Consider the following 24,618-nt stretch of genomic DNA (forward strand, 5'->3'; position numbering starts at 1 on the left):
TCAATTTAAAGAGCTTATCTGTTCAAGAAAACTCCCTACAATATAATCGCTATCCATTTCAGGCATACATTTTATTACTTCCTCAAATGTAATTTTTTTCCCTTTATTTTCAACAATAAATTTTCTGCAATTTTCTATTTCTTTTTCAATATCCAAACTTTTTTCATTTACTATAAAAAGCAATGGATATTTTTTCAGATACTTAATTGAAGGATCGTTTTGGATTTTACTGAAGTGAATTATTGGTTTTCCCATAGACATATATTCAAATATTTTACCTGGTGTTTGAAAAACTACTGTGTTGCCTATATTCACCAATATGTCTGAATCTAACATAGTAGCATGTGCAATTTCTTTGTTTTGGCCTGAATAAAAATTTAAAGAAGACATTTTTTTTATTTCTTTTTTCAAAAACCTTACTCTAGAATTCGACATAATTGTAACATTAACAATATCATTTAATTCTTGTAAAAAACTCATCATAAATACTGGGTTCCGTATTGTTTTTAACAATGCTCCTCCGTAAACTGCATCATATTTCCCTTCCTGCTTTTTAAGTAGAGATTTTTCACTTTCAAAAGAAATTTCATTCATATTTGGAAAATTAAACTCATGAAATTTCTCAGAAAATTTATTCAGTGGTGTATCTTTATAAAATTCAAATAGTTCGGGCGTCAGGAACACTTTATCACATTGCTTAAACAACTCACTTTCTTGCAAGACTCTTTTCTTTCTATTAAATCTCCCGTACTCATCATCATTGTATGCAAATGGATCGAATTCGAAGATAGCCCATTTAGAAGTTTTAAATTCCTTTTTTAACCCATAGGCTATCCTATGAGTAATAATTGGATGAGATATTGACAAAATAAAATTGTATTTTTGGGTTTCATTTAAATTAATACAAGTATTCATAACCTCCTTAATATCCCAACCTGCATATCTTTGTTCACCATATAAGTCCCTATAGTTGATACTGAAGAATACCTTAGAAATAAAGGATAAAGAATTATTAATAATTTTTAAATATTTATTTGTTTTATTTTTCAACAACTTACTAAATGCAACTGTATTCATAGTCTTATAATCATCAACCCTGATAATATTAAGCCCATTATAAGATTCTTGAGTTGGTAAACTAATGTCATGTCTTCTTGTGACAACATCAACTTCGTAACCTTCATTCAGCAAACCATATAAAAAAGGTTCTACACAATTTGTATTTGAAGAAGGATATGGATAAAATTCCGCTAGAATTACTAAAACACTTTTCATAACTCCTCCAGTAAAAAGATTAATTTATATTTTCTTCCAACTCATTTTAGCTTTTGCAAAAAGATAACAAACAAAAACACAAATCCAAAAGTATGGACTAAAAATTGGAGCTATCATATAGATAGCATCTGATCTCGGTGTATAAAATAGTTGTAACAGTGCATATATAACCAAAGTTGTTAAAACCCACTTATTTTCGTTATATAATCCAAACCAATCCACCATTTTGACCATACCTGCACCTAGAATCAAATTATAAAAGATCAATCCAATCCAACCAATATCATGTATAACTTCTAGTATATGAACAACTCCTACACCGGCGCCTTGCAGATAATTATTTCCCATAAGGACAAATGAAAGATGCGCCTTCATATCATGCCCTAATGCTAATGCATCCAAAGATTGATTATTAATAGAAACTGTATCAAATAAAAGTCTACCAATTAAACTATTATGAATGACGTTGTCATATATGGGACCGAACATATATCCAGGGAATTTGTTTTCAGGCAATAAGTTCATAACATCAAAACCCTGAACCAACACATCGAAAGAAATCCCTTGTTGATACAAAAAATTAGTAATTAAGTTTCCTTCAAATAATTCGACTGCACGTCCAGTCCTCCAGTAATTATACCCATATAAGAATGCCATTAATAAAGGGATACTTATTACAATAACTAATTTTTCAATCTTCCCAATCCATCTTTTCGATTCTTTAAATTTATAAACATCGCGTAAGAAAAAATAAGAAAATATGAACGCAAAGGCAAGCATTGTTGGTGATCTCATACCAACAAATAATTGGGGTAATGTAGAAATTAAAAATAAAGAAAGTGGGAGTAATGCTTTGTTTTTATTAGGCATAGTTGCTAAAAAAATACAAAGAGATGGTTTCATTAGTTGAATTAGGCCCTTAACAATAAAATTCTGTGAAGTCTGGTAACTAATATAATATTGAGTATACGTATGAGACTGCATGAAAATTATTTTTTCCCATCCCTCAATAAAAGAGGCCAGAACCGCAATATAAAATATTATCATTGATATATTCTGTAAATTTTTCATAAATGGATGTTCTAACTCTATAGGTTGCAAATCTTTAACCATCGAATAATCATTAGTTTTAATTAAGATAATTTTATCAAGACAAAAAGCTCCAATATACATAAAAAATAATGATAAATATAAACTAATTAGAGCACTTAAAGTAGCATGTTCACTCCCAACCTGCCACCACTCGCCCCCTCTCATCATTGATACAAAAGGTCTACTTATTAAAAAAACAAACATACAAATATTAAAAATAAAAAACAAGATATATCTTACATTTGTTAAGCCAAAAAAAAGATTTCCCACTAAAAGGAGTAGTATGCTTAATAAAAGCAAATCATAATCAATGAGTAGTAACCCCAAAAGAAATATATTAATCGAAATTAATGCGGAAATAATATGTATTACTTTTTTCATAATATCCACCTAATAGTATTTATTTCTTTGAATTAAAAATAGAAGCTTCCAATAAATCTAACTTAACTTAAAATAATAATCTTCTAAAAATTGCGCGCTTTCTTTAATACTAAATTGTTTTTCAACAATATCCTCCCATGCATTTTGTCTATTTTTATTATTATCAAGTAACTTCAAAACATTATGAGCCCAGTCAGAAGGAGACAACTGTAAATCGAATTGTTCTATTCTTTGAGATAATATTGCCTCTTCTACAATTTCGTTAGATACTATACATTCTAATCCAGCGCATTGAGCTTCAACCAAAACAATACCTAACCCCTCATAAAGCGAAGGGAAAATAAAGCCATCCATTGCTTGCATATAATTGTTTACATTATCTTGACTACCTAAAAAAAGAACTTTATCTGATATATCAAGTTTATCAACTTTGTTTCTACAAAAATCAAACAGTTCACCTTCACCAATTAACAAAAGAACTGAATTTTTTTTTATTTTTGTAATTTCATAAAAAACATCAATAACAAATGAGTGGTTTTTTTGTTCATTGAACCTCCCAACATGCCCTAATACAAGTTTTTCTGATAAATTGTGTTTATCCCTTATTTCCTCACGAATTGTTTTGTTAAATTTAAATTTTTCAATATCAATTCCATTTTTAACAACTACAACTTTACCCATTAAATCATCACCAAACATTACTGATCCAGCCTTTTTTGAACAGGCAAAAAAAGCTGTAGCGTATCTTTTCAAAAAGAACTTTGAGGATCTTTGAAGCAATCTTTTTATAAATGAATTTGAGAATGAATTGGTATTATGACTATGAATTATTCTATGTCTTACACAAAAATACTTAGCTATGACAAGTGCTAAAAAATCAAATGCAACACTTGTGTGCACATGAACTATGTCATACTTTTTCAATCTAAATAATTTAGTCATAAAAGCAAGTTTTTTTACCATTTGCCTTTGTCTAAAAGGCATATCAATCACATTACACCCCAGTAATTCTAAATAGCTTTTTGCTTTTTTATTTTTTATTCCTTGAGTTACAATATCAACCTGAACCTTATTTTTATCTATATTCTCAATCCAGGAAATCACCATTTTTTCTATCCCACCAGTCCCTAAAGATGGAATAAAATATACTACTTTTTTCATATTTCCTCCTGATGTAATTCTATAGTTCATAAGCAGATTTTTTTGGAAGGATAGTATTAAAGCTAGCTTTCACCAAATCCCTAGAGGTTATAAATGTTTCTTCGTCCATATCGACATCATTTAGACATAACATGGAACCTTGTTGTTTAGAAATAAATTCACAAGCTGCTTTTATATCATAAGCAGCGATAGACTTCCCGATATTATATTTTCTTGGATAAAACTGTCCGCTTGCATTTTGCCATCCCTTTATGAGCCATTGATTGACATCTAACATATGTCTAAATTTATTTTTACATGTTTCATGGAGTACTTCAAACTCCTTGTTCCAAAGTATACTAAAAACTTCTTTTGAAAACGAAGTTGGCAAATGTTGCTGTAATAGTCCTGGAAATCTAGGACATGGTAGGAGATAAAAATTCCGAAGTACATTTAAACCATATTTAAAATTAAACCATTTTGTAGGACTCTTTTTTAAAACTTCTTTCATTTTAAAATGTTTATTAATTATCCCAATATTCCTAAAGGGTGTCATTATAAACATTTCCTCTATATTGTAGCAATGAACATTCATTATTGCTGAATCACATGGAAGATTATTTTTAAAAAACACATTTTCGTTTACATCTTTAATTAAAAACATATCATCATTAAAATATACAAAATTGTTAGATAGACCATCAATCCTATGAAGGTTAAGTTCAATTGGATTGGCACTAAATGTTGGAAGATACTCTTTTGGAATAAAATCCTCATGCTTTACAATTTTAAGCTTGGGATGTTTAATATTTAACCATGAGGGCAGATGCCCCCATGTAACAAAATAAATATTATTCACCCATGGAGCAAATTTTTCAACTCCCCTAAACCAATATTGCAAATTATCCCAATCTCTATATCTATGTACATTAGTATCATTAGTAAAATCAGATTTGTAATTTGATCTAACTTCTCTCCACTTATCATCATTTCCATCTACCCAAATAATCACAAAATCTATTTTATCATTCACACTAAATCTCTCACTTTCTCCAAACCAACTTATTTATGATGCCTGTATAACTTTGAATTAACTTAACTATCTTTGTGCTAACATTTTCATCAATATAATCTGGTACAGAAACTCCAAAATCTCCATTATTACTCATAGTAACTGACATATTTACGGCTTGTAGTACTTGTTCGACTGAGATACTCCCAATAACAAAATTCCCCTTATCAAGAGCTTCCGGTCTTTCTGTGCTCGTCCTTACAGATACTGCTGGGAATTGAAAAAATGAAGCTTCCTCAGGAAGTGTACCACTATCAGAAACTACACAAAACGAGTGTTTTTGGAGGTAATTGTAGTCCCAAAAACCAAACGGTTCAAGTGTTCTAACTAATGGATGGAATTTAAATCCTCTTTGATTTATTATGTTTTTGCTCCTTGGATGTGTACTATAAACAACTGGAATTTCATATGTCTTAGCCATTTTATTGATAGCATTCATTAATGCAAAGAAATTTTGTTCATTATCTATATTTTCTTCTCTATGTGCTGAAAGTAAAATATATTTTTTCTTTTCCAATTTCAAAATATCAAGAACATTACTTTTATTAATATTTGCAATATTAGCTGATAAAACTTCTGCCATAGGCGAACCCACTACATAAGTACGTTCCTTTGGTACTCCAGAAGAATTAAGATATCTTCTTGCATGTTCCGAATAACATAGATTAACATCACTTGTAACATCAACAATTCTCCGATTAATTTCTTCAGGAAGATTCTCATCAAAACACCTATTCCCAGCCTCCATATGAAAAATAGGGATTTTGAGTCTTTTAGCTGAAATGACACTTAAACAGGAATTAGTATCTCCCAAAACTAATAGTGCATCTGGAGCCTGATCAACCATTATTTCATAAGATTTTGAGAGAACATTTCCCATAGTTTGGCCTAGATTATCTCCAACAACTCCCAAATAAAAATCAGGCTCTCTTAAGCCTAATTCTTTGAAAAAAATCTCATTAAGAGTAAAATCATAATTTTGACCTGTATGTACTAATATATGTTCAAAGTATTTATCACATTTCTTTATGATTTCAGAAAGTTTAATGATTTCAGGTCGTGTACCCACAATTGTCATTAATTTTAATTTTTTCATTTTGTGTCTCCTTCTTTTCAGAAATAATGTGCATATAAATCTTTATGGTCTTCAATCCATACTTTCATCTCAGAAACCATTTGTTCGTAACTGGGGACCACAAATGAAAAATCGTTTCTATTATTGATAAGAGATTTATCAACTGAAATTGCATCGCTTTGCAAAATAGTTAATCTATCATTTTTGAAATATTGGTTGAACAGTTTAAGTAATTCAAATTTATTAATGTTGCAATTATTAACTAAATTATATATACCAGTTAAATTTTCTTCGAGAGCTCTCTCCATTGCTTTAGCTAAAGTTAACGTTGTTACTCCAGTCCATATGGCTTTAGTAAACCCATTAACTTCTCCCTCTTGCTTCATAAACCAATTAAATAGACCAATTCCATTCATATTTCGATCTGGTCCAATTATTGAATTTCTAAAAGTTAGATCCTTATTATTCTCAAGCTCACCTAATGCCTTTGATCTATCGTAGAAAGTTTCACCGTCTCTAAAAGAATTTTCTATATACCCACCCTTTTTTCCGGAAAACACACAATCAGTACTCATTTGAATAACTTTAGTGCTCATATTTTTTGTTGCATTCACCAAATAATGCGGCAAATAACTATTTATAAGAACTGCCAAATCTTTGTTGTCTTCGGCATCTTTATTTAAGATACCAATAGCATTTATAATTGCATCGTAGTTCCCTTCCTCTACTACCCTATTGAGATAACTAAAATCAGTTATATCACCATTAATATTTTCATCACAATATCCAATTTCATTTCTACTAAAACCAGTTACCACATGCCCTTTTTCTTTGAAAAAGAGCGAAATTGTATGTCCTGCCATACCGGCTGCTCCAAGAACAAGTACTTTCATTAGAATTTCCCTTTCCAAGTTCTTAATTCATTTTGAATATATTCAAGTTCCATTAATTTATTTTTGATCTCAGTAACTCCAAGCCTTTCAGTGTTATGTGAGTTGTAATCCTCAACTTGATGAATTTGCTTATTCCCTTCAACAAAATACTTATCATAATTAAGATCCCTTTTGTCCGCGGGAACTCTATAAAATCCTCCAAGATCTTCTGCCACTACATGCTCTTCCTTAGTAAGAAGAGTTTCGTATAATTTTTCTCCATGACGTGTGCCTATAATCTTTATTTCATTATTCACATTAAACAATTCAACTAGTGCTTGTGCTAGATCTCTAATAGTTGAAGCCGGAGATTTTTGCACCATTATGTCCCCTGTTTCTGCGTTCTGAAAAGCAAATACAACGAGTTCAACAGCTTCCTCTAGACTCATGAGGAATCTAGTCATATTAGGATCAGTAATAGTTAACGGTTCACCACTCTTAATTTGATCGACAAAAAGTGGAATCACTGAACCTCTAGACGCCATTACATTACCATAACGCGTTCCACAGATTAATGTTTTATCAGGGCTAACAGTATTAGATTTAGCCACAAACACTTTCTCCATCATTGCTTTTGAAATCCCCATTGCATTTATTGGGTAGGCTGCTTTATCAGTTGATAAACATATGACTTTCCTTACCCCCATCTCAATGGCACCAGTTATAACATTATCTGTTCCAATTACATTAGTTTTCACAGCTTCTAGCGGAAAAAATTCACACGATGGTACTTGCTTTAGAGCTGCTGCATGAAATACATAATCTACATCATGCATAGCATTTTTAACGCTCGCTAAATCTCGAACATCACCAATATAAAACTTCAACTTTTCATTTCTATATAGTTTCCGCATATCATCCTGTTTTTTTTCATCTCGTGAAAATATTCTAATTTCTTGAACATTTGTATCTAAAAATCTTCTCATAACTGCATTTCCGAATGATCCAGTACCACCAGTTATTAATAAAGTTTTATCCGTAAACATTCACATTATCTCCAATCAACTTTAATTAGTTTAACCAAAAATCCATTCGATTCAAAAGCTTTTCTTTGTTAAAGTGAGTATGATAATATCGTAGAGCATTTTGAGCCATATCCTCACGATCACCCTTTGTAGACGATACCATCCTTAATATGTTTTCAGCTAAACCACCAGCGTCTCCAGCATTGCTACAAAAACCTGCCTCGGCTTCACTTATAACTTTTTGAATTTCTCCATCTGCAGAAACTAATATCGGAATTCCACAAGCGAGACAAGATTGAGTTTTAGCGGGCAACGTTATAGAGAATACTTTACTTCTGGAAAGACATATCAAAGTGGCATCACAAACGGACATAAAATCAGGTATAAGTAAACTAGGTTGTTTGTCAATAAAATTGAACATATTATCGACACCATACTCTTTTACCAAATTAATTAAAGTTTCTTTGTATCGTCCTTCACCCACAATATTAAATCTAACTTTTGCACCTACCTCTTTAAGTTTTAGAGCAGTATCAGCCAATACATCTAACCCCTGAGCAACACCAATATTCCCAGCAAAGATTATATTAAATTTTCCATCCTGTGGTATTTCACTTACATGAACATTTCCATTATTTATTGGGACATAAAAATCCTCAGCGTACTGAGGCCAAAATTCTATTTTATTATTTTCTATACCTCGTTCGGATATAGCCTCTATAAAACTTTCAGAAGAGGTGAAAATTCTATTGCAACGTTTATATATATAATCAACCATAATACCTATACTTTTTAGAATACGTTGATTTTTAATCCCAGCCACAATCTCAACATTCTCTGGCCATAAATCTGTAACGTACAAATAACAGGGTATTTTTATTCTTTTCGCATACCAAACACCAGGTAATGCTTGAGTCATTGGCGATACTTCATAAATAAAAACATAATCTGCTTTAATTCTAGTAAAAACACTCCAAAAGAAGCCTGATATAACAAAAGAGAGATAGTTCATCATTAACATAATCGAACTTTTACCACGGGGAATCAGTGGAATCCTCAGAATATTTATACCGTTATATATTTCTTTTCTTTTTTTGAAAATTCCATAACCTTTATAATATTCACCTTGAGGATAATTAGGAATACCAGTAACTACTGTGACTTCATAACCCTTTTTCACCCATTCCGAGCAAATATCATTTATCCTAAATTGTTCTGGAAAGAAGTATTGTGCAATAACTAGAATTTTCTTTTTCAATTTCATGTCTCATTCCTGTTTATAATTTCTGATAACTTGATTGACTCCTTTAAAGTTCTAATTTGATAATTCTCTTTGTAAACACTAATCTTCTGATCATAAATTAGATCTCCAAATATCTTTCGAAATATGCTTATTTTTTTTACTGTTATTTTCATAACCGGATTAAACATCTTTGTGAAATGAATTTTGTTTCCATGGACAAGAGATATTAGCCTAACCATTTCTGTTGTTGAAGAATACTCTTTATTTTGGGGATAAAAGAACCCTTTATCTTCATTATTTATGATAAGTCTCAATAACTCACACAAATTATCAATATGTAGCATACTTCTTTTATTATAGAAATCAGGGAAAACTCGAATTTTTCTTGATATTCGAGCCATTTTCCTATAGTTGCCCTTAGAATCTTTTCCATATATCATTGGGGGCCTTAATATTGCTATTTTAAACTTCTCTTCCTCAAGTCCTCGTATACCCTTTTCAGCTTGTAGTTTACTCCTCCCATAAAAATTACTAGGATTCGCTGGGGTATCACTATCGATAAGTGTAACCCTACCATTATCTTCATACACAATAATACTACTCATAAAAATAAACTGCTTTACCTTCTCTTGCTTTGCCTTTCTAGCAACTTCTATCGTTAAATCACGATTAACTCTATAGTACTCCTGCTCCATACTTGGATCAGTCGACACATGCGCTATACCAGCTACGTGCAGCACAACATCATAAACTGAGAAATCATGCTCTCTCCAGGCTTCACCTCGTACTGACAACTCTTCAACTTCGTATTGCTCGGGCCATTGCTTTACCCAGTTGATGAAGCTTGTACCTACATAACTCCCCTTACCTGTGATAAGAATTCTTTTTTTCTCCATTTATAACGAGGCTCCTTTGGTGTTGGGGGGGGCTTCTGTGCTCACTGCGCCTTCTCTAACCCCATCTGACTTCAGCACACTGAGGATCGTCATACAGAATACTTTAAGATCCAATCCTAGAGAGATTCTCTGTGTGTACTCTCCATCAAGCTTAGCCTTCACTTCATTCGGTAGTTCATCCCGCCCATTAATCTGCGCCCATCCCGTAAGCCCAGGCTTAATCTCATTCGCTCCATACTTATCTCGCTCCGCGATCAGGTCATATTGATTCCACAGCGCAGGGCGCGGGCCTACTATGCTCATGTCGCCTTTGAGAATATTTATAATCTGAGGAAGCTCATCCAAGCTTGTCTTCCTAAGGAATTTGCCCACTTTGGTAATGAAAAAGTCTGGGTCTTGCAACAGATGTGTAGGCATATCGCTTGGTGTATCTGTACGCATGGTTCTGAACTTGAGAATATAAAACTCTTTCTTGTTCCTGCCTAACCGCTTTTGCCGGAATAGAACAGGTCCTTTAGATGTGGACTTGATCACCACGGCAATAATCAAGAAAAAAGGCCATAACAGGAGCATTCCAATTAGAGCCAATATGAAATCTAAAGTTTGTTTGACGATAATATAAGGCTTCATACGCTCACCTTGTCCTTGAGATACTATGGTTTACAGCTACGGTTGAATAGAATGCATCCTACAACTGTAAACCATGTTTGTTCTGATATTGATACTTTTTTTAAATCTATTATTTCCCCAAACCCTCAGCTGCAGCTCTTCCATTATCCAGTTCAGCCTCAAAGGCAGCTCTATATTGAGCAATAATAGCTGTGCTATATCCATTAGTGTTTAGTTTTTGTTCAGCGTCAGCGATTATACTGTTAAATGAAGCTTTAAAAGAAGCTAGTTGCTCTATCCCTTTGGCCTTAATACTTTGCTTAGTTGCAGCATCTGTAGCATTCACATATTCCAAAGCAATTCCAAACAAAGTAGAAGTACTTTGTGATTTTAGCGCATTTAACTTCGCCTCAGTCTCACTAGTGATACTCTCATAAGAAACCTTACCGGACCCTGTTCCTGCCGATCCTGAACCGCCTGCTGCTCCACCTGATTCAGCTGTTGGAGTTGCTGCTGGTGCCGGTGTTGCACTTGCAGATGGGCTAGGACCCTTGTCGGTTGGTTTCGCAGAAGCCGTATTTTCTTCGTAGTTCTTGGAATTTGCTGTAATGGTCTTTGTTTTCGGATTCCAGCTAATGGAATTTCCTACAGATTCCGATAAGAATCTTAGAGGGACATAGATCGAGCCGTTCAGCAGATAACTGGACTGGCCTTGGGGCAATGCCTTCGTACTCCCGTTAAATACATAACTTGCCTTAACGTTGTTCAGCGTAATATTCTTGGCTGTAAAAGAAGGACTGGAAGTCGCATTCATCAGGTATTCCTTAATGACTACCATCTCTGAGCTGCTTGGCTCCGCTACGGTTACCTTTAGGTTTTTGGCATCCCAGCTTACGCTCTTCTGCAGGGCATACGACATGAAGCGCAAAGGGACATAAGTGGTGTTATTGTACATGAACACATGTTGTCCGGCTGGCGGCTGCAGTGCTACACCATCGAATAGCATCGTCACATCCACATTCTGTACTTTGATGGAATTGGATGCTTTGATAGGTGCTGCTGTTGCAGTGGCTACAGGAATAGGTGCTGCTGTTGCAGTGGCTACAGGAGTAGCCGCCGCTACAGTAACTGGAGCCGATGCCGTCAGGGGCTCACAGCCCATTAAGGCTACGCTCAGAAGTGCTGCTGCTGGAATCTTGATCTTGAACATGCCTATTCACTTCCTTTTTCTTGGGCTTTGAGTTTCTCTTCTTCAGCCAGAATCTGATCCCGGGTCTTGCCTTGGCTAACGCCGTACTTCTTGGCAATCTGAGCTAATTCGTTATATTGCTCCTCTGTGACCTTGCCGAGGATAATGCTGCGGGCTTCCCGCTTCTCTTCTGTTGTTAGTCCGCCTTGGGCTAACTCTTGCAATCTCTTGATATCTGAGACACTGAGCTGCTTAGCTACGATTGCTGCCACATTCGCTTTATCTGTGATCGTTACGTTCTCTTGAACTTCCTTGGCCTTGTCCGTTGAGATATGGGCTAATCCATCCACACCCGCAGGTGTTGGAGCAGGAGTGCTTGCAGGCTTGTCCGTGCTGGCAGCTGCCGGCTCACCGGCATTACTGGAAGCAGGCGTACTATCTGGTGTAGCGGTTGAAGAAGGATCAACGGAAGCTGCTGGCTCTGCAGACGGGTCGCTATCTGCTACCACAGGCTCAATCACTTGTCCCTGAGGAACACTAGGCGTATTGCCAGCTTCCACATCGAAGCCGCCAGCCATAGAATTCATCAGCTTGTCGACAGCATAATTGGCTGCGAATAGTCCGCCAACCCCTAACACCACGATGACCGACAGCGTCCAGATCAATACTTTTTTCCATCTTTTCACTTCAGGTACCTCCACATCTCTAATTAGCTAATGGCTGCCTGGATCACTGGCTGCATCGGTACGATCTGGTTAATCACTTCGCGGATGGCTTCTGCATCTTCGGTGATCACCCGTTCTAACCGTTTGAATTCCAGCTCCATCTGGCTCCGGGTGATGACATTAGGTCTGCCGATGAAAATCCGGTCATGCTGAGTGGAACCCAGGTTCTCCTCATCGGTCAGCAGTTCTTCATACAGCTTCTCGCCTTCACGGACGCCTGAGAAGGTGATGTCGATGTCCTTGTAAGGCTCGTAACCCGACAGTGTTATAAGATCCTCCGCAAGCGTCAGGATCTTAACCGGTTCACCCATATCCAGAACAAAGACTTCTCCGCCATTCGCGAAGGAACCGGACTGGATCACCAGTTGAACAGCCTCGGGAATAGTCATGAAGTAACGGACCATCTCGGGATGCGTTACGGTGACAGGTCCACCGGCTGCAATCTGCTGCTTGAAGGCGGGAATGACGCTGCCCCGGCTGCCCAATACGTTACCGAAGCGTACCGCAGAGAACTTGGTAGGACTTGTTACATTAAGACTCTGTACATACATCTCCGCAATCCGCTTCGTAGCCCCCATGACGCTGGTCGGGTTCACGGCCTTGTCGGAAGAGATCATCACGAAGCGCTCTGCACCATACATGTCAGCACAGTCGGCTACATTGCGGGTCCCGAAGACATTATTCTTGATGGCCTCGGAAGGGTTGCGCTCCATCAGAGGAACGTGCTTATGTGCTGCTGCATGAAAGACCACCTGCGGCTTGTAGCTCTGGAATACATCCATTAACCGGGTGCGGTCCTGAATATCAGCAATTACGGTCACGATCTCCAGGTAAGGGAAGCTCTTGCGCAGCTCCATCTCAATCGTATAGATACTGTTCTCGCCGTGTCCCAGAATCAGCAGCTTGTCCGGTGCAAAAGGGGATATCTGGCGGCATAGCTCGGATCCGATCGAACCGCCTGCCCCCGTAACCAGTACGGTCTTGTTATGAACATAGCCCAGAATACTGTTCATGTCTGCAACAATCGGCTCACGGCCCAGAAGGTCTTCTACGCTGACATCGCGGAGCTTCTTGACAGAGATCTTGCCAGCGATCAGGTCATTCAGTGCCGGAATAATCTTCAGCTTCGCACCTGTAGCCTTGGCCAGATTAATAATCTCGGATATTTGGGTTCTGGAGACCGAGGGCATCGCGATAATAATCTCGTGAATCTCCTTCTCCTTCACAATCCGCGGAATATCATAACGGTTACCCAGTACAGGTACACCCAGTATGGACAAGTGATATTTATCGGCGCTGTCATCAATGAATCCAACCAGCCGGGTGTCCGCGAAAGAAGGTCCCGTCAGTTCTTTGGCAATCAGGATTCCGCAATCTCCGGCCCCGACAATAAGTGTATGAAGCTCTGTATTCTTATTATTGCTCCGGTCACTTCGGAAGACTCTCCAGAAGAAGCGGACGCCTCCCACCAGCAGCAGAACCGTCTCCATCGACCGGACTTCTATGCTGAATGGCACGCGCTCGGGCAGGATCAGATATGCGGCAGCGTAAGATAACACCGCTCCTACTACAATAGCTTTGAGAACCGATATAATCTCGTTAATACTGGCATATTGCCACATTCTGCGGTAGAGTCCGAAATAGACCAGGCTTCCCCCGATGGCCACCGTGGAGATTACGCCGAACACGATCATCTGTACCACATATTCCGGCGGAATCTCATTGTAGAACCGGAACAGGTAGGACGTCACGATGCTGAACCATATGATCGCAACATCGATCATGAATAATACCAACACTCTGGTTTTCGCTGTCATTTTCAGTGCCTCCAAAAACAACATTTTATCTATTAAACAATTCAATTGCCATAGTAGTAATAGTAGTAGCCTTCACTGGCCTTGCGCTTCACATTGTTAAGGACCACGCCCAGCATCTTGGCCCCGACCCGGTCCAGATTGGCCTTCGCCTTAGCTGCAATATCGCGCTTCACCTTACCGTAGCTGACCACCATAATTACGCCATCACTCTTGGAGGCAACAATCTGTGCATCTGTAACGGCCAATAGCGGCGGAGTATCAATCAGAATCACATCATATAATTGACGCAGCTCCTGCAGCACCGCACTCATCCGGTTGGAGGCCATCATCTCAGCGGGATTCGGAGGAATCGGGCCAGATGTCATCAGATACAGGTTGTTCACACCGGATTCCTGAATCACATCGGACAGATTCGCCTGCTGCGAGAGCAAGGAGGACAACCCATACCGGTTACTCAGTGTAAAAGTCTTATGCGCTGTAGGCTTACGCAAGTCACCGTCGATCAGCAGCACCTTCTTATCCGCTTGCGCGTACGCAGCGGCCAGGTTGGCAGTAACGGTTGATTTTCCTTCCTCCGGTCCGGAAGAAGTGACCATAATAATTTGGATCTGTTCATCTACAGAGGAGAAATCTATGTTCGTGCGCAGTGCCCGAAAGGCTTCGGATACCGGCGAACGCGGGTTGGTCACGGTGATCAGATGACGTTGTTTATTTGGCTGCTGTGACATGCTCGAGTTCCCCCGCCTTTCTGCTCTGTGTCTGAGCCTGCTGCCCGGTGGTCTTGGTTTCTTCCTGGCCCAGCCGGGTAATCATAGCTATAGTCGGAAGTCCAAGGTATTTCTTAATGTCGTCTTCTGTCTTCAGCGTATCATCGAGATACTCCAGCAGGAAGGCGATCCCCAGACCAATCATCAGGGATACGATAAAAGCAATGGCGAGGTTCATGACCACATTCGGCTCTACCGGTCCGGGTGCAACTGGCGGATTAAGCTTGGCTTCGTTGAGGATGGACACATTCTGTACGTTGAACAAGGACGGAATCTCCTGCTTAAATACAAGTGATATGGCATTCACGATCTCTGCGGCTCTCTGGTATGAATTATCTCGAACGACAAGTGTCATCACCTGCGTATTATTTACAGAACTCACGTTAACCTTCTTCAGCATTTCCTCTGCCGTAATCCCGAACTGCGGGTAGTTCTTAGCCACAACATCGAGGATCGCCGGAGTCTTGATAATTTCCTTGTACGTATTGATCAGCTGAATGTTGGTATTGATCTGATTCAGATCCAGCTGTGCTGCCGTAGCTTGGGTAGGCGTCTGATTAACAATGATCTTCGTTGAAGCTTCGTAGACAGGATTCTTGATATATAAGCTGTAGATCCCGGCAAGAACACAAGCCACGATAACAATGCTAATAATCATCCACAGTCTCTTCCTGACAATCTGGAAATAATCGCGCAAATCCAATTCTTGTGCTGACAAGTGCATTTCCCTCCAAGCTGTAAATTCTTATACCCTATATCCTAAAAAAGTGCCTCCTCTCTATACGACGAGAGGAGGCTCTCCACAATACTATTTACTTACTTGAAGTTGATTGTACGGTAGATAATAACTGCAGCTTCAGCACGTGTAGCTGTGTTGTTAGGGTTAAACTTGCCGGCGTTACCGATCACCAGGTTGTTGCTGGCAGCGAAGGCTACTCCGTCTTTCAGGGAAGCAGCGATCTTGCCTGCATCGGAGAATTTGCTGAGGGAGCTGACATTCGTTGCAGCTTCCGGCTTCTGCGACTTCACGGCACGGGCAATCATCGTTGCCATCTCAGCACGGGTAATCGTTGCATTAGGATCGAACTGGGCTGCACTGCGTCCAGTAATGATTCCCTTCTCAGCAGCAACAGCTACGTAAGGAGCATACCAGGCAGTGGAGCTTACATCACCGAAGCTCTGCTTCGCGGAGTTGTTCTCCAGGTTCAGTGCGCGGATCAGCATCTTGGCGAATTCTGCACGGGTCACATTGTTCTTCGGAGCAAAGTTGCCGTTGCCTACGCCTTCAATAGCGCCCTTGGCTGCTACGACTGAGATCTGTCTTCCAGCCCAAGCCTGAACACTTGCAACATCCTTGAAGCTGACTTTGTTCTCCAGTACAGCGTAGGAAGAGAAGCCGTCACGTGGTTCAGTGATGTAATCACCATCTACAACACCGCCCTGGTATTGCAATTCTTTGTAGACTACCTTCGCAACGGACAGCAGTTCACGGTCAAGGCCTTCTGTATTCTTAAGCGGCAGCTTGATGATGATTGGCTCCTTGAAAGTGGTTGTAACCACACCGCCCACAGTCAGTTCGAAGTCATATACGCTGGATGCCAGCTTCATGCTGGACAAGGAAGTTACGGTTGTATCTGCTACAGTGGAAGTAGTCAGTGTAATAGCTTCACTGAACTGTCCTACCGGAATCGTTACGGTCAAGCCGTTGAAAGTAATCGCAATGTTGGCAATGCCTTTCGCCTTGGCTGCTTCGATGATTGCTTTGGACAATGGCACTTCTACGGTTGCCGCGTTCACTGTACCCAGGTTCAGGGTAAGTGTAAGACCTGTCTTACCGGCATTGGCAGCAACCAGTGCATCGAAGGCTTTCAGTACGTCAGCATCTACGAGCTTCAGGGTTGCTTTGTCGCCCACAATCGTTACCAGCTTAGATACATCGTACAGACCTGGTGTAGCTGTAGGGTTCGTAACCGGAGCAGTTACTGTGCCGCCACCGCCACCGCCACCTGTGCCAGTTCCAGGAGGGTTAGTAGTACCGCCATCGCTGAAGCCGTAAGCTTTGATATAAGCTGTAGCAAGGGCTTTCACTGCTGGCTTCGTTGCTGGAACTGCAATATTCAGGTTCTTCAGGCTCTCCTTAACATCATCAGGAGAAATGTGAAGATTGTACACTACCTGGCTTACTGTAAGGGCTCCAGTACCTGTGTTATGGTTAAGTACTGTAGTAATAGCATCATTAATCAATTTATCCTGGCTTGCAGGATTAGCAACAATCTCCAGCAGTTCAGCACTTGTCTTGCTGCTGACCAATGCGCGAAGCTCAGCTTCAACACCGTTATCTCCGAACAGGAATTCAATGAAATGATCCGTTGTAAGATTCTTTACGCCAGCCTCAGCTGCAATCTTCTTCAACAGGGCTACGTTATCCACATTGTAGCGGATATCCTTAATTGCAGTGTAATCCTTATCATATACATCATAGACTACACTGGATACGCTCTTGAATGCTGCATGGGCAGTCACCACGTCCGCGTCATTTAGGAAGGTGAGATTCTCAAGTACTGGCTTGAAAATTTCTCTGAATGCTGCAAGATCCACAGCGTTTGCTTGATTTTTGTAATTCAGAAGCGCTAATCTGTCGGCTTCTGTCAGCTGAGCATAAATCTTCTCAACCTTCGCCTTCACATCTGCCTGCGATACTGCTGCTGCGGAAGCTGTACTCACTCCAAAATGTTCAGCCAGCCCCTTGCTGCTGAACGGGAATCCGGCAACGGATGCCGCTGCCATGCTTACTGCTAGTGTAGATACTGCTAATTTTTTCTTCAAAGTCACTTGTCATCCACCTCTTGGTATGTATTTGTATTAATACTAGTGCAAGAATCCAGTAATACCCATTCTACCATTAATGACACGGAAGGTCACCCTTTACGAGAAAAAAATCCGAACAATCTATGAAGTTTGCTGTTAGATTGAATAGAATTCACTCGATTAATCTCGTTATTTGCAAGCACATCGCGCGCATTTTGTAGAAAAAAGTCGACTGACTCTTCTCCCAATTCCCGCCGCACCACTCCGTAAGCCTCGCTTAATCCAAAGGGTCGATGCATAGAATCATGCGCATCCGATGCAATAATATGCACGGCATGCTGCCGGCATAATTCGAGCGACAGCTTCTGCAGCTTACTGCCGAAGACGCCGGCTATACTCTGTGCGGTTACCTGTCCCAGGGCGCCAAGCTCTATTAAACGCAGCAGCTTAGACGGATCGGCAGCAACCTCCGCATTGCGCTCCGGGTGGGCGATAACCGGCACCATTCCCTGGATGACCAGCTCATGGCAGGTCTCCTCCATCGTGCGGGGCACCCGCGAAGAGGGCATCTCCAGCAGAATATACCGGGAACCGGCAAGCGTCAGCAGTTGTCCGCGCTCCAGATCATCGAGCAGTTCTCCGTAGATCCGGATCTCCTGCCCGGGCAGCACGACCAGCGGATTGCCTGCCTCCTGCAGCTTCGCGTTCAGCACCCGCACCGCCGCCTCAATCTCCGGAGCCGGATTCATATAGACTCCGTTCGCATGGTGGGGGGTAGCCACTACAGTTGTAATACCATCGTTATGGGCGTCAAGCGCCATGGCGAGAGCGGCGTCGTAATCAGCGGCTCCGTCATCCATGAAGGGTAGAATGTGGCTATGGATATCTATCATATGTTGTTTATCGGTCCTTTCGTAGAGGATATGTATAGTTTTCGCAAAAAAATACAACCATTTCACTAGGAAATGATTGCCAAATTTTAAAACAATATCATTTATGCTTCCAGTCGGAACAGCCGGACGGCCGCCTCTGCAAGTCTCTCATCGACTTCCTTAATTACTGCCTCTTGCTGACTACGGTTGCGCATATCGAGCAGTCTATCAATCTCTTGACGGAGCTGCTCAATCTCACATTCTATCGTCTGACGCTTGTAGACAGCCAGCATCTCTGCCACTGAATATTTATGCTGATAGATCAGCTTGGTGCCGCCCGGTCTCACTTCCGAGATCCGGCGCACCGAGCCGCCTTCATAGTAGTACATCATTGTAAGATCCTTATAAATCCGGTTTACGGTCCCCGTGCCCTTATACATGAAGAATAGTTTGCGGACTGCATTAATCAGATGAGGATTCACCACCCTGCAGGACAAGGAACCCATATAGATGCCGCCTTTGCGTTCAAAAGACAGATGGACCTCCTCGCCTCCGGCCTCCTCCAGCACAATCTCCTGTTCGCCCGCGCCTAGTACCTTCACACGGTGACTGATATAGCTGGTATCAGCGGTCAGCAGAAACTGGTTCAGCTGAAATTCGGTCATTTGCATCGTTGCATTCACATATTCCATCGCCAGACGCTGAGCCATAAACATCCCTCAATTCTTAATGACAAACCCTTAAGTCTCGGAAGGCGCTTCGTGCTGCGGTTCATCCCCGGAATCCTGATCATCCGGTTCTGCCGGAAGCTCTTCTTCGGTGGGTAGAGTATGTCTATCTATAAGTTCCCATAATTCGTCTTTGCCAAGTCCAATCTCTGATGAATACGCAATGAAGCTGTCTCCCGGCAGCACACCGAGCTCCTGCTTCATTACCTTGATATGCTTCGGCCAGCGGGTCTTCGGAATTTTGTCCGCTTTGGTAGCCACTACGCAGAGCGGCAGATCGTAGTGCTTCAGCCAGTCAAACATCATCTTGTCATTGGCTGTCGGCGGATGGCGCAGATCCACGACAAGCAGGACCATCTTCAGCGTCTCGCGCTCTGCCATGTACTTCTCGACCATTTTGCCCCAGGAGGCGCGCTGTGTCTTCGAGACCTTGGCGTAGCCATAGCCCGGGAAGTCAACGAAATACATGCTCTCATTCACAAGATAATAGTTCATATGCTGCGTCTTGCCCGGTGTAGAACTGGTGCGGGCCAGATTCTTGCGGTTAATCATCCGGTTGATCAGAGAGGACTTCCCTACATTGGAGCGCCCTGCCAGAGCAATCTCCGGCAAGGCATCCACTGGGTATTGGTCAGGGCCTACGGCACTGATAATAAATTCGGCGTTGTTAACTTTCATAAGACTTCCTTTCTAATGCACACTACTGGGCGCTTCAATGCTTATTTCTGTATCTGAATCTGAGCCGGTGTTAACTTCTTCTGCGTGGTCTACGAGCGCGTGCTGCAGCACCTGGTCCATATGGGATACCGGCACGAACTCGACATCATTACGGACACTCTCAGGAATATCCTTGAGGTCGCGTTCATTGTCCTTCGGCATAAGAATCTTCTTGTAGCCTGCACGGTGGGCTGCCAGGGACTTCTCTTTCAGACCTCCGATCGGCAATACGCGTCCGCGCAGCGTGATCTCGCCGGTCATGGCCACATGCTTGGAGACATAACGCTTGGTGAGCGCGGAGATCAGCGCCGTGGCGATTGTAATCCCTGCGGACGGGCCGTCCTTGGGAATCGCACCTTCGGGAATATGGATGTGAATATCGTTCTTCTCGTGAAAATCAGGGGCAAGCCCCAGCTCCTCCGCCTTCGAGCGGGTATAGCTGAAGGCGGCCTGCGCCGACTCCTTCATTACATCGCCGAGCTGTCCGGTCAGCGTCAGCTTCCCGGTGCCCTGAACCACCGTGACTTCAATCAGCAGCGTATCGCCGCCAACCTCTGTCCAGGCCAGCCCGGTAACGGTACCGATCTGATCCTCCAGCTCAGCCATTCCATAACGAAACTTGGAGGCTCCCAAGTAATCCTTGATCTCCTCCGGAAGAATGCTGACGCGTTCCTTCTCTTCCGAGACAATCTGCTTCGCCGCCTTGCGGCAGAGGGCAGCAATCTGCTGCTCCAGATTCCGCACCCCGGATTCGCGGGTGTACTCGCGGACAATCTTCAGCAGCGTATCGTCTCCGATGGACAGCTGCTCTTCCGCAAGGCCATGGCTCTTGCGCTGCTTCGGCAGCAGATAACGGCTGGCAATCTGCAGCTTCTCCAGCTCCGTATAGCCGGGAATGAACAGCATCTCCATCCGGTCCAGCAGCGGACGCGGAATGTTGTGCACGGCATTCGCCGTAGTGACGAACATGACGTTCGACAGGTCGAACGGCAGCTCTACGAAGTGATCGCTGAACGTATTGTTCTGTTCCGGGTCCAGCACCTCCAGCAGGGCCGCCGACGGATCGCCGCGGAAGTCCGCTGCCATCTTGTCGATCTCATCCAGCAGGAAGACCGGGTTGATGCTGCCTGCCGTCTTCATCCCCTGGATGATCCGGCCCGGCATTGCACCGACATACGTGCGGCGGTGACCCCGGATCTCGGCTTCATCCCGCACGCCGCCCAGCGAGATGCGGACGAACTTGCGGTTCAGGGAGCGGGCGATGGAGCGGGCGAGCGAGGTTTTGCCGACACCCGGAGGACCTACCAGACACAGAATCGGCCCCTTCAGACCCTTGACCAGCTTCTGCACGGCCAGGTATTCCAGTACCCGTTCCTTCGGCTTCTCCAGACCGTAGTGGTCTGCGTCCAGCACCTCTTCCGCCTTACGGATATCCAGATCATCTTCCGTGGCTTCACTCCAGGGCAGACCGAGCAGCCAATCCACGTAGTTGCGGATGACGCTGCCTTCGGCCGAGCTTGCCGGCATTTTCTCCAGACGGTCGATCTCCTTCAGGATCTTCTCCTGCACCCGCTCCGGCAGATTCTTCTCTTCCATCTGGGTGCGCAGCTCATCGGCTTCACCGGCCCGGCCTTCCTTCTCGCCAAGCTCCTTCTGGATCGCTTTCATCTGTTCACGCAGGTAATATTCCTTCTGGGTCTTCTCCATCTGCTTCTTCACACGCTGGCTGATCTTACGTTCCAGCTCCAGCACTTCTCGCTCATTATTGAGGATATCGAGCAGCTTCTCCAGACGCTTGCTGACGTCAATGGTTTCCAGGATCTCCTGTTTGTCCTTGATCTTCAGCGCCAGATGACTGGTGATGACATCCGCCAGCCGCCCAGGCTCCTCAATATCGGAGACCGCAGCGAGCGTCTCCGGCGTTACTTTTTTGGACAAAGTGATGTAGTGTTCGAACTGGCTCAGCACGCTGCGCATCAGGGCATCGCTCTCCTGGTCCACATCCTCCTGCTCCGGCAGCTCACGCGCCATCACCTCGTAGTACTCCTCGTTGTCCGTATAATGAATGATCTCAGCCCGCTCTACGCCTTCCACCAGCACACGGATCGTACCATTGGGAAGCTTCAGCATCTGCCGCACATTCGCCACTGTACCCACGCGGAATATATCCTCTTGCCCCGGCTCCTCAATATTAACTTCTGATTGGGAGCAGAGGAGAATAAGATTATCTTCAACCATAGCTTTCTCTAGTGCCCGGACGGACTTCTCACGGCCTACATCCAGATGCAGAACCATACTGGGATATACAAGAAGACCTCTAAGCGGTAATAAAGGAAAACGACGACCTTTGGATTTATTTTGTATCATCGCTTTCGCACCTCCCATGGTTCATAAGTAGTGTCATATGCATTCATTCTAACAAAAGCCGCATGAAAACACCAACAACCCGTGTCCGCAATTGGCGTTATTGGCACGCTCACCCATCGGTATGTAGTATTCGCCGAACATTCGTGTCCTATGCCGCTGCTGCTCCCCCTCCTAATCCGTCAAAAAAAATCCCCCGGCAGCTACCCGCCAGGGGATTCTACTCTGTGCCCGTCTTACCCGGGCAGACTCTCGCCCGAAGCATCCGCCTTCAGCAGTGAAGGCGCCGAAGAGAAGGTCTCGCCGGATACGGCGGGCATTCTGATGTCTGCCGTATCGGTGCCGAACAGGTGGCGGAAGACTTCCTCCACCGTGTCTACCGGGATCACCCGCAGCGCGCCGAGATCGGCGAACAGCGACTGCCAGTTCTCCTTCGGAATCAGCACAGTCGTTGCTCCCGCCTGGAAGGCAGCCTCCACCTTGGCGACTACGCCGCCGACCGGCTTCACCCGGCCATGGATGCCGACCTCGCCGGTAATCGCCACCGTGTTGTCCACCGGCAGCTGCCGGATGGCAGAGACGATGGCTACCGCCATGGCCACCCCGGCGGACGGGCCGTCAATCGGCGTCCCGCCGGGGAAGTTAATGTGCAGGTCATACTTGTCCGGCTCCAGCTTCATGGAGCGCAGGACGGTCAGCACATTCTCAATCGAACCCCGGGCCATGCTCTTGCGCCGCACAGTCCGCGAGCCTCCGCGTGTCTCCTCTTCATCGACTACCCCGGTGATATTCAGCCTGCCCGGCCCATTAAGGGCTGGCGCGGCTGAGACCTCAATCTCCAGCAGTGTGCCCATGCCGGGCCCGTAGACGGCAAGGCCGTTGACCAGTCCGACCTGCGGGGCGGATGGTATCTTGCGCTCCGTCCGCAGCGGCAGCTGGCTGCTGCTGGCGACCCATTCCACTTCCGCAGCGCTCAGCGTATCCCGGCCTTCGGTCAAGGCAAGGCCCGCAGCCAGCTGAATCATATTCACCGCCTCGCGGCCGTTCGTAGCGTACTGCTGCACGACCTCGACCGCTTCGGGGCTTGGCTTCAGCCCGATCTTCTGGACGGCATCCCGTCCGATCACGGCAATCTCCTCCGGCAGCAGCGGACGGAAATAAATCTCCATGCAGCGCGAACGCAGCGCCGGCGAGATCTCGTCCGGCGAACGTGTCGTGGCTCCGACCAGCCGGAAATCGGCAGGCAGGCCATTTTGGAAAATATCATGGATATACGCTGGTGTATTGCTGTCTTCCGAGTTGTAATAGGCGCTCTCCAGCAGCACCTTGCGGTCTTCCAGCACCTTCAGCAGCTTATTCATCTGAATCGGATGCAGCTCGCCAATCTCATCGAGGAACAGAATTCCCCCATGCGCCTTGGTTACTGCGCCCGGCTTCGGCTGTGGGACTCCGGCCACCCCCATGGCCCCCGCTCCCTGATAGATCGGATCATGCACAGAGCCGATCAGCGGATCGGCAATGCCGCGCTCGTCGAAGCGCGCCGTAGTGGCGTCGATCTCGGTGAATTTGGCATCGCGTTTGAATGGCGATAACGTATTCTTCTTCGCTTCTTCCATAACTACCCGCGCCGCTGCCGTCTTGCCTACACCCGGCGGCCCGTAGATAATAACATGCTGCGGATTGGCACTGCATAACGCGGCCTTCAAGGCGCGCAGCCCATCCTTCTGTCCGACGATATCGTCGATGGAGGCGGGGCGTGTCTTTTCCGAGAGCGGCTTGGTCAGTGAGATCATTCGCATCTTCCGCAGCTTGTCCAGCTCCTTGCGCGATTCCCTGTCCACCGCTGTCTTGTTCGTCTTCTGTCCCCGCAGCAGATTCCAAAAATAAACGCCGATGACCAGCGCGAAAAAGAGCTGCACGACCATCAGCAATATACTTAGTTCCATAGGTC

At 43.5% G+C, this 24,618-nt stretch carries 21 protein-coding genes; all 21 read right to left on the bottom strand.

What is annotated here, in order from left to right; all coding sequences use genetic code 11:
• The 21 genes from NYE26_RS23930 to lonB all read right to left on the bottom strand — a co-directional run bounded on the left by NYE26_RS23930 (position 1) and on the right by lonB (position 24,613).
• On the bottom strand, positions 1–1,275 hold the full coding sequence (locus NYE26_RS23930; protein ID WP_339250624.1) for a hypothetical protein: 1,275 nt from the start codon (positions 1,273–1,275) through the stop codon (positions 1–3).
• A 24-nt stretch (positions 1,276–1,299) separates the two neighbouring features.
• Positions 1,300–2,748 (bottom strand): O-antigen polysaccharide polymerase Wzy family protein, encoded by a 1,449-nt coding sequence (locus NYE26_RS23935; protein WP_339250626.1) that lies wholly within the window; start codon positions 2,746–2,748, stop codon positions 1,300–1,302.
• A gap of 57 nt (positions 2,749–2,805) precedes the next feature.
• Entirely contained in the window at positions 2,806–3,909 is a 1,104-nt protein-coding gene (locus tag NYE26_RS23940; protein WP_339250628.1) for a glycosyltransferase family 1 protein, read from the bottom strand.
• 19 nt (positions 3,910–3,928) lie between these two features.
• Positions 3,929–4,921 carry a hypothetical protein gene (locus tag NYE26_RS23945; RefSeq protein WP_339250630.1) on the bottom strand — a complete coding sequence of 331 codons (993 nt, stop codon included), beginning with the start codon at positions 4,919–4,921 and terminating at the stop codon, positions 3,929–3,931.
• Positions 4,922–4,931: 10 nt separating this feature from the next.
• Entirely contained in the window at positions 4,932–6,056 is a 1,125-nt protein-coding gene (wecB, locus tag NYE26_RS23950; RefSeq protein ID WP_339250632.1) for a UDP-N-acetylglucosamine 2-epimerase (non-hydrolyzing), read from the bottom strand.
• 17 nt (positions 6,057–6,073) lie between these two features.
• Positions 6,074–6,928, bottom strand: coding sequence for an SDR family oxidoreductase (locus tag NYE26_RS23955; RefSeq protein ID WP_339250633.1), 855 nt, complete (start codon positions 6,926–6,928; stop codon positions 6,074–6,076).
• The gene (locus NYE26_RS23960; protein ID WP_339250634.1) at positions 6,928–7,953 is read right to left on the bottom strand and encodes a nucleoside-diphosphate sugar epimerase/dehydratase; all 1,026 of its coding nucleotides are present in this window, start codon (positions 7,951–7,953) and stop codon (positions 6,928–6,930) included. Before NYE26_RS23960 ends, NYE26_RS23955 begins: the two co-directional genes overlap by 1 nt.
• Positions 7,954–7,978: 25 nt before the next feature.
• Positions 7,979–9,196 (bottom strand): glycosyltransferase family 4 protein, encoded by a 1,218-nt coding sequence (locus NYE26_RS23965; RefSeq protein ID WP_339250635.1) that lies wholly within the window; start codon positions 9,194–9,196, stop codon positions 7,979–7,981.
• The gene (locus NYE26_RS23970) at positions 9,193–10,071 is read right to left on the bottom strand and encodes an NAD-dependent epimerase/dehydratase family protein (RefSeq protein ID WP_339250636.1); all 879 of its coding nucleotides are present in this window, start codon (positions 10,069–10,071) and stop codon (positions 9,193–9,195) included. Before NYE26_RS23970 ends, NYE26_RS23965 begins: the two co-directional genes overlap by 4 nt.
• The gene (locus tag NYE26_RS23975) at positions 10,072–10,701 is read right to left on the bottom strand and encodes a sugar transferase (RefSeq protein ID WP_339250637.1); all 630 of its coding nucleotides are present in this window, start codon (positions 10,699–10,701) and stop codon (positions 10,072–10,074) included.
• Positions 10,702–10,810: 109 nt separating this feature from the next.
• Positions 10,811–11,890 carry a stalk domain-containing protein gene (locus NYE26_RS23980; RefSeq protein ID WP_339250638.1) on the bottom strand — a complete coding sequence of 360 codons (1,080 nt, stop codon included), beginning with the start codon at positions 11,888–11,890 and terminating at the stop codon, positions 10,811–10,813.
• Between the two features lie 2 nt (positions 11,891–11,892).
• Positions 11,893–12,555, bottom strand: coding sequence for a hypothetical protein (locus NYE26_RS23985; RefSeq protein ID WP_339250640.1), 663 nt, complete (start codon positions 12,553–12,555; stop codon positions 11,893–11,895).
• Positions 12,556–12,578: 23 nt separating this feature from the next.
• Positions 12,579–14,411, bottom strand: coding sequence for a nucleoside-diphosphate sugar epimerase/dehydratase (locus NYE26_RS23990; protein ID WP_339250642.1), 1,833 nt, complete (start codon positions 14,409–14,411; stop codon positions 12,579–12,581).
• A 41-nt stretch (positions 14,412–14,452) separates the two neighbouring features.
• A complete protein-coding gene (locus tag NYE26_RS23995; RefSeq protein ID WP_209876903.1) occupies positions 14,453–15,139 on the bottom strand; it encodes a CpsD/CapB family tyrosine-protein kinase in 687 nt (228 codons plus the stop codon).
• Positions 15,120–15,896, bottom strand: coding sequence for a Wzz/FepE/Etk N-terminal domain-containing protein (locus NYE26_RS24000; RefSeq protein ID WP_083678063.1), 777 nt, complete (start codon positions 15,894–15,896; stop codon positions 15,120–15,122). Before NYE26_RS24000 ends, NYE26_RS23995 begins: the two co-directional genes overlap by 20 nt.
• A 98-nt stretch (positions 15,897–15,994) precedes the next feature.
• The gene (locus tag NYE26_RS24005; protein ID WP_339250646.1) at positions 15,995–18,010 is read right to left on the bottom strand and encodes an S-layer homology domain-containing protein; all 2,016 of its coding nucleotides are present in this window, start codon (positions 18,008–18,010) and stop codon (positions 15,995–15,997) included.
• 86 nt (positions 18,011–18,096) lie between these two features.
• Complete coding sequence (locus tag NYE26_RS24010) at positions 18,097–18,879, bottom strand: CpsB/CapC family capsule biosynthesis tyrosine phosphatase (RefSeq protein ID WP_339250649.1); 783 nt, start codon at positions 18,877–18,879, stop codon at positions 18,097–18,099.
• 101 nt (positions 18,880–18,980) lie between these two features.
• Positions 18,981–19,568: a non-ribosomal peptide synthetase module gene (locus tag NYE26_RS24015; protein ID WP_339250651.1), complete on the bottom strand. Its 588-nt coding sequence runs from the start codon at positions 19,566–19,568 to the stop codon at positions 18,981–18,983.
• Positions 19,569–19,598: 30 nt separating this feature from the next.
• On the bottom strand, positions 19,599–20,264 hold the full coding sequence (yihA, locus tag NYE26_RS24020; protein ID WP_036726020.1) for a ribosome biogenesis GTP-binding protein YihA/YsxC: 666 nt from the start codon (positions 20,262–20,264) through the stop codon (positions 19,599–19,601).
• A gap of 12 nt (positions 20,265–20,276) precedes the next feature.
• Positions 20,277–22,670, bottom strand: coding sequence for an endopeptidase La (gene lon, locus NYE26_RS24025; RefSeq protein WP_339250653.1), 2,394 nt, complete (start codon positions 22,668–22,670; stop codon positions 20,277–20,279).
• A 233-nt stretch (positions 22,671–22,903) separates the two neighbouring features.
• Positions 22,904–24,613: an ATP-dependent protease LonB gene (gene lonB / locus NYE26_RS24030; RefSeq protein ID WP_339250655.1), complete on the bottom strand. Its 1,710-nt coding sequence runs from the start codon at positions 24,611–24,613 to the stop codon at positions 22,904–22,906.
• Positions 24,614–24,618 lie beyond the last annotated feature (5 nt).

It is taken from the genome of Paenibacillus sp. FSL P2-0136, from assembly GCF_037975325.1.
GTDB classification, from domain to species: Bacteria; Bacillota; Bacilli; order Paenibacillales; family Paenibacillaceae; genus Paenibacillus_AQ; species Paenibacillus_AQ silagei.

Bases quoted from the DNA above. Each gene is read 5' to 3' on its own strand.
- NYE26_RS23930 (WP_339250624.1), bottom strand. From the start codon at position 1,275: ATGAAAAGTGTTTTAGTAATTCTAGCGGAATTTTATCCATATCCTTCT.
- NYE26_RS23935 (WP_339250626.1), bottom strand. From the start codon at position 2,748: ATGAAAAAAGTAATACATATTATTTCCGCATTAATTTCGATTAATATA.
- NYE26_RS23940 (WP_339250628.1), bottom strand. From the start codon at position 3,909: ATGAAAAAAGTAGTATATTTTATTCCATCTTTAGGGACTGGTGGGATA.
- wecB (WP_339250632.1), bottom strand. From the start codon at position 6,056: ATGAAAAAATTAAAATTAATGACAATTGTGGGTACACGACCTGAAATC.
- NYE26_RS23955 (WP_339250633.1), bottom strand. From the start codon at position 6,928: ATGAAAGTACTTGTTCTTGGAGCAGCCGGTATGGCAGGACATACAATT.
- NYE26_RS23960 (WP_339250634.1), bottom strand. From the start codon at position 7,953: ATGTTTACGGATAAAACTTTATTAATAACTGGTGGTACTGGATCATTC.
- NYE26_RS23965 (WP_339250635.1), bottom strand. From the start codon at position 9,196: ATGAAATTGAAAAAGAAAATTCTAGTTATTGCACAATACTTCTTTCCA.
- NYE26_RS23970 (WP_339250636.1), bottom strand. From the start codon at position 10,071: ATGGAGAAAAAAAGAATTCTTATCACAGGTAAGGGGAGTTATGTAGGT.
- NYE26_RS23975 (WP_339250637.1), bottom strand. From the start codon at position 10,701: ATGAAGCCTTATATTATCGTCAAACAAACTTTAGATTTCATATTGGCT.
- NYE26_RS23980 (WP_339250638.1), bottom strand. From the start codon at position 11,890: ATGTTCAAGATCAAGATTCCAGCAGCAGCACTTCTGAGCGTAGCCTTA.
- NYE26_RS23990 (WP_339250642.1), bottom strand. From the start codon at position 14,411: ATGACAGCGAAAACCAGAGTGTTGGTATTATTCATGATCGATGTTGCG.
- NYE26_RS23995 (WP_209876903.1), bottom strand. From the start codon at position 15,139: ATGTCACAGCAGCCAAATAAACAACGTCATCTGATCACCGTGACCAAC.
- NYE26_RS24010 (WP_339250649.1), bottom strand. From the start codon at position 18,879: ATGATAGATATCCATAGCCACATTCTACCCTTCATGGATGACGGAGCC.
- NYE26_RS24015 (WP_339250651.1), bottom strand. From the start codon at position 19,568: ATGGCTCAGCGTCTGGCGATGGAATATGTGAATGCAACGATGCAAATG.
- yihA (WP_036726020.1), bottom strand. From the start codon at position 20,264: ATGAAAGTTAACAACGCCGAATTTATTATCAGTGCCGTAGGCCCTGAC.
- lon (WP_339250653.1), bottom strand. From the start codon at position 22,670: ATGATACAAAATAAATCCAAAGGTCGTCGTTTTCCTTTATTACCGCTT.
- lonB (WP_339250655.1), bottom strand. From the start codon at position 24,613: ATGGAACTAAGTATATTGCTGATGGTCGTGCAGCTCTTTTTCGCGCTG.